This is a genomic window from Sphingobium sp. DN12 (assembly GCF_051058005.1).
In the GTDB taxonomy this organism is placed as follows: domain Bacteria; phylum Pseudomonadota; class Alphaproteobacteria; order Sphingomonadales; family Sphingomonadaceae; genus Sphingobium; species Sphingobium yanoikuyae.
In genome coordinates, this window is the sequence record NZ_CP173717.1 from 4,450,990 (window position 1) to 4,461,754 (window position 10,765).

Here is a 10,765-nt window from a genome sequence, read left to right on the forward strand (position 1 = left end):
CATGTTCCAGCGAACATCGGTCCATTATGGAAAGTCGCCCGAAGCAGTGACCCCATATCAGCGGGCCGCTCAAGTCTGGGATGACCGGATTGGTTCGTCACGCGTGCAGGCGCGCAACTGGCGCCTGGCATTCTTCGCCAGCCTGGCTCTCTCCACGACGATGAGCATCGGGCTGCTGTGGCAAATGGCGCGCGGAACCGTGACGCCCTGGATCGTCGAGGTCGACAAGCTTGGCCAAGCGCAGGCGGTGGCCCCCGCAACGCGCGACTATCGCCCGACGGATCCCCAGATCGCCTTTCATCTCGCCCGCTTTGTCGAGCAGGTCAGGAGCCTGCCGACGGATCCCATCATCCTGCGTCAGAACTGGCTGCGCGCCTATGACTTCACGACCGACAGGGGGGCGGCAGCACTGAGCGAATATGTGCGGCGCGATGATCCTTTCACCAAGGTCGGGCGAATTCAGGTGGCAGTCGAGATATCGAGCGTCATCCGCGCCTCGGATGACAGCTTCAGGATCGCCTGGGTCGAACGACGCTATGAGCAGGGCATATTGAGCGACACCAGCCGATGGTCGGCAATCCTGACCGTGGCGCTCCAGCCTCCTCAATCCGAGGACGTCCTCACCAGAAACCCGCTCGGAATCTTCGTCGATGCCCTCAACTGGTCAAAGGAGTTCGGACAGTGACAAAGCCTCGCCCCTCCCTGGTTGCCGGCGGTGCCGTCCCCTTGCTGGTCGCGTTCATGGTCGCGCCTCTGTCGATGGCGCCCGCATATGCGCAGGACAGCGGAGAAATGGCAGCGGCAAAGCGCTCCTCCAGCAACGCCACAATCAAAGTCGTGCCACTTCCGGTGCCCATGCCCCTGCCGGGGCAGCTCAAGCCTGTGCCGCATGTCGTCCGGACGCTTCCGGCTGCGCCTCAGCGGGATGTGAAATCAGCCAACACAGCGGCTCGTATCCAGCCCAGCCAGGGCGATTATGTGAATGCTATGCAGCGCTATGCATTCGCAGCTGGCGCGCTCTATCAGGTCTATGCTGCGCCCGGGCAAGTTACCGACATCATGCTACAGGAAGGCGAGGAACTTGTAGGCGCCGGTCCGATCGCCGTCGGCGACACTGTACGCTGGATCATCGGGGATACGGTGAGCGGGAGTGGCTCCTCGCTGCGCGTTCATGTGCTGGTGAAGCCGACGAGAGGCGATATCGCCACCAACCTCATCATCAACACGAACAGACGCACCTACCATCTCGAACTGAACGGGACGCCATCGACCTACATGTCATCGGTGTCCTGGACTTATCCACAGGATGCGCTGTTCGCATTGAAAGCTGCAGCGGCGCAGGAAAGCCGCAATGCGCCGGTCGCGACGGGGTTGGATCTGGCATCCCTGAACTTCCATTACCAGATAAAAGGGGATCTGCCTGCCTGGCGCCCGCTGCGTGCGTTTGACGATGGCCGTCAGGTCTTGATCGAGTTTCCCTCGGACATAGCGACCGGAGAAATGCCACCGCTTTTTGTCACGGGTGCGTCAGGATCGGCCGAGCTCGTTAATTACCGCGTGCAGGGGCACTTCATGATCGTCGATCGCCTTTTCAGCGCAGCGGAACTGAGGCTTGGGGACAGGAAAACCAGCAAGCTGGTGCGCATCGAACGGATCGACCCGAAGCCAGTTCATCGGGTAAGCCGATAATGAGCAGCGCAGAAAATAGCAGCAAGCCGGGCGACAAGGTCGAGGACCAAGTCGAGATCGATAAACATGACGACATCCCGCCCGCCAATGTATCAAAAGACAAAAATTCTGAGGCGGTTGCGTTGCGGGCGGCCTCGCCGCCGGCCATGCGTCTGTCCCGGAAAGCGATCGGGCTTCTGGCGGCCGTCAGTTGCATCTGCATTGCCGGAACATTGATCTATGCCCTGCGGCCAAAGACGATCGAGGGCGTCGAAAACATACCGGTCTCGCACGGCCGCATCAAAGCCGAAACCATAGCCTCAGCACCCGACGACTATTCCAAAATTCCCAAATTGGGGGTGCCATTAACCGACGTCCCGGGACAGCCGCTGCTTGAAGCGCAACAACAGCCAAGTCTGACAAACCCCGGCCGCTCGCCACCCAGCGATGAGCGCCTGACGGCGCGCCAGCAAGAGCGGGAGCGCCAGAGGAGCATGCGTGAGGCCGCGCTATCGAGCAGATTGTTTCTTGCCTCAGCGCCAACGGTTGCAAGGGCGAAGGAACCGGACGGGGTGCTGCCAGCGGAGGCCAGAGCGCCCCGGGACCCGAGGGCAGAAGCTGAAAGCCAGCCCCTCCAGTCCCGAACCGCCGATACGAATAGGCGCACGTTTCTGGCGCCTGTCGCTATCGCCGAGGCAAGCACACAGCGCGTTGCGAATTCGGCATCGCCCTATGTCGTGCAGGCGGGCAATGTCATCCCTGCTGCGCTGATCACAGGAATCCGATCCGATCTTCCCGGCCTTATCACCGCGCAGGTGACGGAAAATGTTTATGATAGCCCGTCGGGCCAGATCCTGCTCATCCCGCAAGGGTCTCGGCTGATCGGCGAATATGACAGTGCGACCGCAGCGGGACAGCAGAGGATATTGATCGCCTGGGACCGCCTTATTTTTCCCGACAGCCGTTCGATTCTGCTCGACCGGCTTCAGGGCGCCGATCAGTCCGGCAGGTCGGGCCTGCAGGATGGTGTGGACAATCATTGGGCCGGCTTGCTCGGCGCAGCATTCATCTCGACCCTGTTGAACATGGGGACCGAGGTTATGGCCGACGATGACGGAAGTCTCGTGCGAGCGCTGCGATATGGCACGCAGGACAGCATCAGTCAGGCAGGCCGACAGATCATCGGGCGGCAACTGACGATTCCTCCGACACTCACCATCAGACCTGGCCATCCTCTGCGCGTGATGGTGAAGCGAGACATCATATTGGAACCATGGGAAGGGCAGAAGTGATGGTCAAACTCAAGCTAGGACCGATCGAGGATGATAAGCCAGTCAAAATCTCGGTCGAACTTTCCGCTGCGGTACATCGGGATCTGACGGCTTATGCGCGCATCCACGCTAGCGACACAGGACTGACCCATCCCATGGCAATTGAGCGGTTGATCGGCCCGATGCTGGAGCGTTTCATGGCCAGTGATCGGGGTTTCAGAAGAGGATGATGCCCAAACGGCCTTCGACAAACTTCTGCGTGATAAAATAATCCCAAGAAATGAGTCTGGTGCAGCAGGTTACTGTCCAGCAATCAGACTCTCACTTTGTCCCTGCCGCAACCGATGATGGGAGGTGTGAGCATCAGGATGCGCCATTTGCACTGTCTCCAAGCAGTGACCTGAGCCTTTCGACCGGTTGGCCAGGCTTCATAACAAGCGGCAAGTGAGGATGCCGCGCTTGCAGTTCTGGAGGAAGTCCGGCAGCGCTGTACACTAGGAACGGTATTGCGCTATCTATCAGCAAAAGTGCTAGAGGCGTCACATCGCGATCCCGGAGATTTGCGTCAACGATGGCAGCGTCAATCTTGGCCTGGGTAAGGAAATTGACGGCTTCACTGACGGCTGAAAACGGCCCGGCAACTGTACCGCCTACGGCTTCTACATTTTCGCAAAGCGCCATTGCAATAAGCGGATCATCCTCGACGATCAGCACGCAGAATCCTGATAGCATATGTTCTCCCTTGCAGCGGGAGCACAATGTCTCTCAGTCGGTGATGCGCCGAACATGTCACCGATAGGCTGTAAGCGGATTGATATGGATTAAGTTCCGAAATTCATTTTATATTTCAGCGACTAATTGTGGTGCCCCTATATTGTTGGTCGAGACGCATTGGCTATTTCCCGCCAAATCGCAGTCTCCAAGGCTACACCGTGCGGTATAGCCTTCCTTGCCATGCCTCCAAAAGGCAGGCATGGTTCGGTGTCACCGCGTAATCGACGCCACTTCGGTTTACGGCGCGCTTGATCCAGAACGCGACAGGAATTCCATGAACTATAGCGGAACGCGCATTGCGCGGTCGTCGCCCCCTGCCTCCAATGACGCCTGGAATGGCAGAGGCGCATCCCCAGAAAGGAAAGGAGTACAGGAAAACGGGGCAGGATCGGACAAAAGCCTCCCGATAATTACGGTCGATATTGCCGATATTCCGGGCGGTGGCCAGCTTCACCTCCTCCAGTGTGGGACAGAGTTCTCGATCCAGTTCGGCGATGATGAGTTGATGGGCAGCCGGGATCATGAATCCGAAAAGGCTCTCGCAAGGCTGACCCAAGAGCGTCTTGCTCAGCGCGATGGCAATATTTTGATTGGCGGCCTCGGCATGGGCTTCACGCTCGCGGCTGCGCTCGACGCCTGGTCACAAAGCGCGACCATCACGGTTGCCGAGCTCGTGCCCAAAATCATAAGCTGGGCTAACGGACCTCTGATGCACTTGTTCGGTACCAATCTGACAGATCCGCGAGTCAGAATTCAATTGGCCGACGTGTTTGATGTCATTACCCATGAGAAGGATCGCTTCGATGCCATTCTGCTCGACGTCGATAATGGTCCAGACGGTTTCATCAGAAAAAGCAACGACAGGCTTTATTCGACCGACGGCTTGGAAATGGCCTATGCGGCACTGAAACCGGGCGGCCTACTGTCGATATGGTCAGCCTACAGCGATGACGCATTTGCCGAAAGGCTGGAGCAGGCCGGATTCTGTCTGGATGAGATTTTGCTGCCAGCCTTTAGCGGCAGCGCCGAACGCTGGCACAATATCTGGTTCGCCGCCAAGGCCGGGGCCTGACAGTCCGTACCAGCCTTGCAAGCATGAGACCAAGCCTGCCAGGCTTCCATTCGCGACAGCGCGCGACCGGGCTTGGCAGGCATCGTCGTTCTCAGGTCAGTAAACCGGAGACTCACATTTGATTTGTCGTGATGGCACTTGGCCGGGTTAGTTCAGAATTGCCACTGCTGTAGAGGCGATGAAGCCTCTTCGCGTTGCAACACGGAAATGATCTTCGCATAGGCACGAGCCAAATCCTCGTGCCTTGCTCTGATCGCAGGATTCTCCGCAAGCTCAGCATGCTTTAACTCGGCCAATCTCCGGCGGTTAAGATAGTCGAACCGACCCATGGCCATATTCATCGTGCTGACGGCGGATGGTGACGGGCCACATGCGATCGGGAGCGTGTGACAGATCCTTCGATCAGCTTACCCTTCATCAAAGCGCGAAGCGCATCGGCATCCCGTGGGTCAAGCAGAACGATCCGCACGCCACCGGAGTCAAGCGCCTCGAGAACCGAAATCCTGAAGCCGTTTTTTTGACACACCAGCCGCACGGAGTCGGCTGACTCCATGATGTTTATGGCCCTGCTCATATCCGACCATCCCGCTGGTCATTCAAAGCGAAAGGGGCTGAACCATCGGGACGCTCTGATCGATAGGGGTGCACATGTTCTCGAATGCGCTGCGCATAACGGTTGGCCAAACGCTGATGCGCATGGGATGCAGCGCGGCAATGCGCGCTTTGGGCACGCAGCAACTCTTCCTGCTCGCGCTTGAGCAAATAATTTAGATCTTCCACGGATGGGCTCCCTCAGCTGGCAAGCGGGAGCACGTTGGTCTCTCTGTCACGGCGAATGCTTGCAGCAAATTTCGCGCAATAATTGTGTTTATCAAATAATATTCTCAAAGTCCATGATTTAATTTAGAAATCACATGAAAAACCTTAAGAATTATTGGATCGACATAGCAACGACATTTTATAAAATATAATGCATGATATTTGAGATTAAATATGTAGAACGCTCTTAATTATTTTAAAAATAATCATATTATACCATATTCACTTTGATATCTATTTAACATCATAAGACGTTTTATAGATTTTCATAATTCACCGATCTTCAGATCGTCCCCATCATCCAATATGCTGCTCCTCCACTCTGTTCGAGAATTCGGCATAATTGGTTGGCAACCAAGAAATGCGCTCGCTCACCTGGCGCTGACAGCAAATGCAGCGCCCGCTCATGACCATGGATGGCCTGGCGGGCTGCCTTCCCCTGCCCATCCACGCCTGTTTTGCCGCCGGCCCAATGGAACTGCCTTCATACCCATCGCCTTGACAGTGGAGATGACGGTGCTGGACTGCATCCCAAGCTTGTTGGCTTATGGTCGGGGTTCCGCATATTCATCAGCGCGACCTTGCGCTGTTCGTGACCCAGCCCTTGGCCATCGGGCAACGATGCGCGGATGCTTGAGCGCAAAAACATCAATGATAATCTGACAATATCTATCAGAGTTCTTCGAGAATTCGCTTTACCGCCTCAAGCCCCGAAGAGCTTTTTACCGCGATATCTAGTGGTCGGCCGCCGAGGCCGGGCTCTTCGCCGTTCAGAAATGCGATGGCGCCCTGAGAGCCCAATCGGGCTATGGCAAGTTCAAGAATATGCCCTTGGCGCTCGATCTGATCCGAAGATAGATATGGACCGTCGAACCGTCTTCCAGCCCGCTTAATCAAGATGCTCATCCTTTTTTCGCATCTTGTCCAGCGCTTGTCTTTTGCGGTCGATCTGGACCAGCAAAGCGCGATCAGACATGATCTGCCATGCAGCTTTTGACCGCAGACAGCGCTCTTTCACATTCGCCAGATTGGTTTCCTGCGCCTCTTTGTCACATTGTGCGACGCGGGCCAGGTAGAAGTCGATCGTGGCGGGCATGTCGATCTCCTGCGAGTTGGATGTCGTTGCGACGGACGTCAATCGATCATTTCAGCGACAGCCCTGCGCAATTCGCGCACGGGCAGAGTGCCCAAAGGGACGTTTTGGTAAAATGAACGCGGCGTTTTGCCAGTCGCGGGCGATAATTTGGCATGAGCCATATTCGAACGGATACTGAGATTCATGATATTCCTGAAACACGCATCTTGGCGTGTGATGTAATGAAAAAGTCTCGCTCAACGACGTCTTTCGCCGGCACATAAGGCAAAAGAAAAAAGCCGGAGCATTAGGCCGCTGTCACATGGCCGGGGGCAATTGCCCATATTTCGGGCAATTATGTGGTACTTAAGCGCTATCCGATGTTTGAGCAAAGACAAGACGGCAAGCCAGCGCGACGAAATGCCGCGCTGGCAGTGTAAAATAGAAACTCGACTTCGTAATTTACGCGGCTTCCAGGTTCACGGCCGACTGCTTGCCCCGTCGATCTGCTTCGACTTCGTAGCTCAGACGCTGATCCTTATGGAGCGTTATCATTCCCGCACGCTCTACGGCAGAAATATGGACAAAACTGTCCGGACCGCCGTCCTCGGGGGCGAGGAAGCCGTACCCCTTGTCAGAATTAAAGAATTTTACGGTGCCGATAGGCATGGGCGTTCCCTTCACGAAAACAGAGAATCCACCCGCGGAATTGCAGGTGAAGCTGATAGCGCAAGTAAGGAAACGACACCCAAATAGGATGCAAATTTCGTCGCAGGCGACGTTAAGCACTATTGAAAATATATTATATTTGGGAAATGTCAAACGAACAATTTAATATTGGTTGAAATAAGGAATTTCCGATATAAATTTCACTGCTATCGGGCAATAATGATTATTATAATTATCGCTACGGACGTTTCTAGTTATATTTCAGGCACTATGGATATGTCTCCAAAATGGTTCTGAAGAAACCGCATTCCCCACTGAATCTGTTGCCGCTCTCATTCTTGAGCATGGCGAATATGGGACTTTATCGAAGATTTGCTGCAATTTCGCATGTCCGTTTGACGACACGGCAGAGCAGTCGACGAGCGTCGGAATGGGTGCATGGCAGCGAAGGGATAATCCCCTTGGGTTGCGAGGAGAATGCAGGTCTGCCGCTTTGATCGAGACCTCAGACAAATATGCAATCACTGGCCGCGAAGGGCCAGATAGGTATCAAAGTGGGGGCAATTTATCTTGTGCAACAAGATATGTCGCAACAGTCTCCTTCTTCCACAAAGTCAATTGTGGATGGTGACCGGGCGACTGGCCCGCATGTCCAGGCTGAAAGGCTAAAGGGGTCAGTGCGTGTGCCCAACCCACGCCCTCACTGCTCGGTCACTATTAGCACATCCCAGTGGCATCGGGATAATTGTTCATAGATTATAATGTAATTATAAAATGGATGGTGAATTGTTTCCGTGAAATCTTTCGAATTGCGACATGGAGTCGCTGATTTGAAGGAGAATGACCATGGAACGTGATGCACATTCGCAGGATATCGTCGATTTGGGAGATGCAGTCGAACTCACCCGCGGCGTTCTGCTGATCGGCCAGGATGATGGCAACGGCACGCTGTACAAGGCTTCCGGCATTTCCGACGAAGACTGAAGGTCGAAAGGGCGCACCGCTCATCCAAAGCGGCGCGCCCTTTTGATTTGCGGAAGGAAATCGCAATGCGACAGATAGGACGAGATTTACATGCCTGCCTGATCGGTCAGACGCCCGTAATTCTCAATATAGCGAGCGAGCGATATCAGCTTGTCCGCGGGCCAACCAGAGACCATCTGACCGCCCTCCTCGCAACAAAGCCAGGCCCTGAGAACATTGCGGCCCTGGTCCGAGCAGGACTGCTCGATCCGGCCATAATGGACGCAGAAGGCGCAGCGGCACCCGTAGCTCCGACATGCAGTCATCTGGATCTGATCAAGCTCAGACATGGTTGGCTCTTGGCACCAGTGGCGCTTGTTGCATTGTCCGTTGCTGTGATTCAGGTCCGTCGCGACGCGCTGCGGACCATCTTGGATCGCGTCGAGGAGGGGGCAGGGAGGCCGCGGTTGAAACTGCCAATCTTCAGCGAAGCCATGGTCGCCGCTGCATTCTACCTCCTGCGGCAGTTTCTGCCGCTCGATAATCACTGTCTTGCGCGCAGCATCGCGATTTCGCGGATGTTGCGACGCTTCGGCCACCAGGCGACCCTGGTGATTGGCGTACAGTTGCCGATCGCGGCGCATTGTTGGGTTCAGTGCGAAGACAGGCTGATGGCCGACAGAGTCGATCGGATCACCGCTTTCGAACCTATCCTGGCGAGATGAGTGCGTCGCGCTATCTGGCTTATGTCCGCTGCGCGCCTGCCGGATCCAAAGGTGCAGCGACAGACCAGATGTCAAAGGTGCCGCTCGCGGTGCCTATCAACCTTTGGACGTCCGACCCTGTCGTGATGATCGGCACGCAGGGCGCGATAATCGGGCATCTGTTTACGAAGGCGCTACCCAGTCGGCGGGTCAAGGAGCTCAACGCGGCCGAAACCAATGCGGCCATCATAACCCATGGGCAAAGTCTGATACGCGATTATTGGGGCAGTTATGTCGCCATCTTCCAGATTGCTGGCGGCGACATCGTCATAATCCGCGATCCCTCCGGTGGTCTGCCGGCTTTTTGGAGAGAGATTGACGGGGGCATCGTCATTGCGCCTCAGGTGGGCACATCTCCCTTCGCGGCATCAGATGGAATATCTGTCGATCTGGACGCGCTGCTTGTCCACATGTGGCATCCGTTCCACGCTGGCGAACAGACATGCCTCTGCGGCGTGCGGGAAATTGTGCCGGGCGGGCGGCTACACATCGGGCCATCAAACCAGCGCTCGGACCTTCTCTGGCAACCTTGGGACTATATAGCCGGTCGTGCGCGCCTCGGCCCTGCCTCGATCGAACATCTGCGCGCCACCGTTCTCGACGCGATCAAAACTTGGGCTGGTGAGTTCGCCTCGATCTCGTCGGGCCTGTCGGGTGGACTGGATTCTTCGATCGTCTGCGCGGGGCTCGCCGGGGCGACTTCTTCGCCTCGGGGCTTCCATATGCGTTGGACCGACCGCGAGGGTGATGAGACATACTATGCGCAGCTTGTTGCCCAAGCGCTCGACATGCCGCTCGACATCTATCCGTACGACCTGGATGCCATCGATGTTGAGCAGCCCATTGTCGCACATGCTGCGCGTCCGCTGATGGCCCATTATGCCCAAAGCACTGCCAAGGCTCAGGCCATGGTTGCAGCACAACATAATATTGCGGCGTTCTTCACGGGCCATGGCGGCGATAATGTCTTTGGAATGACCCATTCGATTGTGCCGATCCTAGATCGCTATCGGGACGCAGCGGGCGCCAAGGCTGTTATCGCCTCGATCCAGGATGTTTCGAGATTGCACGACGCTTCCTATGCCACCATTCTGCTTTATATCTTGCGGCATCTCGCACGTGGTCCGCGCAAAGCAGCGCAAGGCACTTCTGGCTTTCTCAACATCGAAAGATTGAATGCGGCGAAGGAGAGGATCGCTATCCATCCTTGGCTGACACCGCCCGAGGGCCTCGCACCCGGCGCAGCCGCGCATATTCGCGCATTATCCCGAGCTGTAGGCTATGAAGGATTTCATGACCGGCGCGTCCAGCCACCGACAATCGCGCCGTTACTGGCCCAGTCGGTCATGGAGGTCTGCCTGGGCATACCCAGCTGGCAATGGGTGGAAGGCGGGATCGATCGCTCCATGGCGCGCCGCGCCTTTTCGTCCGATCTGCCGCCTGCCATTACCGCCCGCCGGACCAAAGGCGGGCCGGCGGGCTTTCTCGACCGATATTATTGGGACAATGAGCGCAAGATATTGTCCTTCCTCAAGTCCGGCTTCCTCGCTGAGCATGACCTCATATGCGCTGTGCCCCCGCCGGATGCGCCGTCAGGCAGACCGGCCTATGACCGAGCGGATGCCCGCCGCCTGCTCGGTCTTGCCGGGGTGGAAAGCTGGGCTCGCCAGTGGGCCGGCTAGCTCGGCGA

At 56.4% G+C, this 10,765-nt stretch carries 14 protein-coding genes; 8 read left to right on the forward strand and 6 right to left on the reverse strand.

All coding sequences use genetic code 11. From position 1 onward, the window contains the following. Nucleotide 1 precedes the first annotated feature (1 nt). The 4 genes from trbF to ACI6S0_RS21135 are packed head-to-tail and all read left to right on the forward strand — an operon-like array spanning nt 2 to nt 3,169. Complete coding sequence (trbF, locus tag ACI6S0_RS21120; protein ID WP_007715083.1) at nt 2-685, forward strand: conjugal transfer protein TrbF; 684 nt, start codon at nt 2-4, stop codon at nt 683-685. Further along, nucleotides 682-1,689 (forward strand): P-type conjugative transfer protein TrbG, encoded by a 1,008-nt coding sequence (trbG, locus tag ACI6S0_RS21125; protein WP_434404233.1) that lies wholly within the window; start codon nt 682-684, stop codon nt 1,687-1,689. The genes trbF and trbG overlap by 4 nt, the downstream gene beginning before the upstream one ends. Next, nucleotides 1,689-2,960 (forward strand): TrbI/VirB10 family protein, encoded by a 1,272-nt coding sequence (locus ACI6S0_RS21130; RefSeq protein ID WP_278376761.1) that lies wholly within the window; start codon nt 1,689-1,691, stop codon nt 2,958-2,960. Before trbG ends, ACI6S0_RS21130 begins: the two co-directional genes overlap by 1 nt. After that, the gene (locus tag ACI6S0_RS21135; protein ID WP_004209704.1) at nt 2,960-3,169 is read left to right on the forward strand and encodes a DUF2274 domain-containing protein; all 210 of its coding nucleotides are present in this window, start codon (nt 2,960-2,962) and stop codon (nt 3,167-3,169) included. Before ACI6S0_RS21130 ends, ACI6S0_RS21135 begins: the two co-directional genes overlap by 1 nt. A gap of 133 nt (nt 3,170-3,302) precedes the next feature. Here the strand turns inward: ACI6S0_RS21135 and ACI6S0_RS21140 are convergent, their stop codons facing one another. Beyond that, on the reverse strand, nt 3,303-3,653 hold the full coding sequence (locus ACI6S0_RS21140; protein WP_434404234.1) for a response regulator: 351 nt from the start codon (nt 3,651-3,653) through the stop codon (nt 3,303-3,305). A 334-nt stretch (nt 3,654-3,987) separates the two neighbouring features. On the opposite strand from ACI6S0_RS21140, the gene ACI6S0_RS21145 reads away from it, so the two are divergent. Next, on the forward strand, nt 3,988-4,785 hold the full coding sequence (locus ACI6S0_RS21145; protein ID WP_004209706.1) for a hypothetical protein: 798 nt from the start codon (nt 3,988-3,990) through the stop codon (nt 4,783-4,785). Between the two features lie 152 nt (nt 4,786-4,937). On the opposite strand, the gene ACI6S0_RS21150 is transcribed toward ACI6S0_RS21145, so the two are convergent. The 5 genes from ACI6S0_RS21150 to ACI6S0_RS21170 all read right to left on the reverse strand — a co-directional run bounded on the left by ACI6S0_RS21150 (nt 4,938) and on the right by ACI6S0_RS21170 (nt 7,348). Further along, entirely contained in the window at nt 4,938-5,114 is a 177-nt protein-coding gene (locus tag ACI6S0_RS21150; protein WP_206364610.1) for a hypothetical protein, read from the reverse strand. 241 nt (nt 5,115-5,355) lie between these two features. Further along, the gene (locus ACI6S0_RS21155; RefSeq protein WP_072893433.1) at nt 5,356-5,565 is read right to left on the reverse strand and encodes a hypothetical protein; all 210 of its coding nucleotides are present in this window, start codon (nt 5,563-5,565) and stop codon (nt 5,356-5,358) included. A 711-nt stretch (nt 5,566-6,276) separates the two neighbouring features. Continuing rightward, on the reverse strand, nt 6,277-6,510 hold the full coding sequence (locus ACI6S0_RS21160; RefSeq protein ID WP_072893435.1) for a hypothetical protein: 234 nt from the start codon (nt 6,508-6,510) through the stop codon (nt 6,277-6,279). Then, nucleotides 6,494-6,700 (reverse strand): hypothetical protein, encoded by a 207-nt coding sequence (locus ACI6S0_RS21165; protein ID WP_004209707.1) that lies wholly within the window; start codon nt 6,698-6,700, stop codon nt 6,494-6,496. Before ACI6S0_RS21165 ends, ACI6S0_RS21160 begins: the two co-directional genes overlap by 17 nt. 441 nt (nt 6,701-7,141) lie before the next feature. Beyond that, on the reverse strand, nt 7,142-7,348 hold the full coding sequence (locus ACI6S0_RS21170; RefSeq protein ID WP_004209708.1) for a cold-shock protein: 207 nt from the start codon (nt 7,346-7,348) through the stop codon (nt 7,142-7,144). Nucleotides 7,349-8,194: 846 nt separating this feature from the next. Between ACI6S0_RS21170 and ACI6S0_RS21175 the strand changes: the two genes are divergently transcribed. The 3 genes from ACI6S0_RS21175 to ACI6S0_RS21185 all read left to right on the forward strand — a co-directional run bounded on the left by ACI6S0_RS21175 (nt 8,195) and on the right by ACI6S0_RS21185 (nt 10,757). Then, nucleotides 8,195-8,332, forward strand: a complete 138-nt coding sequence (locus ACI6S0_RS21175; RefSeq protein ID WP_004209709.1) for a benenodin family lasso peptide — start codon at nt 8,195-8,197, stop codon at nt 8,330-8,332. 65 nt (nt 8,333-8,397) lie between these two features. Beyond that, the gene (locus ACI6S0_RS21180; protein WP_278376763.1) at nt 8,398-9,036 is read left to right on the forward strand and encodes a lasso peptide biosynthesis B2 protein; all 639 of its coding nucleotides are present in this window, start codon (nt 8,398-8,400) and stop codon (nt 9,034-9,036) included. A gap of 68 nt (nt 9,037-9,104) precedes the next feature. Beyond that, complete coding sequence (locus ACI6S0_RS21185) at nt 9,105-10,757, forward strand: asparagine synthase-related protein (RefSeq protein WP_234893093.1); 1,653 nt, start codon at nt 9,105-9,107, stop codon at nt 10,755-10,757. Nucleotides 10,758-10,765: the final 8 nt, after the last annotated feature.

Coding starts and splice junctions, on each gene's coding strand:
- ACI6S0_RS21150 (WP_206364610.1), bottom strand. CDS start 5,114: ATGGGTCGGTTCGACTATCTTAACCGCCGGAGATTGGCCGAGTTAAAG.
- trbF (WP_007715083.1), top strand. CDS start 2: ATGTTCCAGCGAACATCGGTCCATTATGGAAAGTCGCCCGAAGCAGTG.
- ACI6S0_RS21160 (WP_072893435.1), bottom strand. CDS start 6,510: ATGAGCATCTTGATTAAGCGGGCTGGAAGACGGTTCGACGGTCCATAT.
- ACI6S0_RS21180 (WP_278376763.1), top strand. CDS start 8,398: ATGCGACAGATAGGACGAGATTTACATGCCTGCCTGATCGGTCAGACG.
- ACI6S0_RS21185 (WP_234893093.1), top strand. CDS start 9,105: ATGTCAAAGGTGCCGCTCGCGGTGCCTATCAACCTTTGGACGTCCGAC.
- ACI6S0_RS21145 (WP_004209706.1), top strand. CDS start 3,988: ATGAACTATAGCGGAACGCGCATTGCGCGGTCGTCGCCCCCTGCCTCC.
- ACI6S0_RS21170 (WP_004209708.1), bottom strand. CDS start 7,348: ATGCCTATCGGCACCGTAAAATTCTTTAATTCTGACAAGGGGTACGGC.
- ACI6S0_RS21130 (WP_278376761.1), top strand. CDS start 1,689: ATGAGCAGCGCAGAAAATAGCAGCAAGCCGGGCGACAAGGTCGAGGAC.
- ACI6S0_RS21135 (WP_004209704.1), top strand. CDS start 2,960: ATGGTCAAACTCAAGCTAGGACCGATCGAGGATGATAAGCCAGTCAAA.
- ACI6S0_RS21175 (WP_004209709.1), top strand. CDS start 8,195: ATGGAACGTGATGCACATTCGCAGGATATCGTCGATTTGGGAGATGCA.
- ACI6S0_RS21165 (WP_004209707.1), bottom strand. CDS start 6,700: ATGCCCGCCACGATCGACTTCTACCTGGCCCGCGTCGCACAATGTGAC.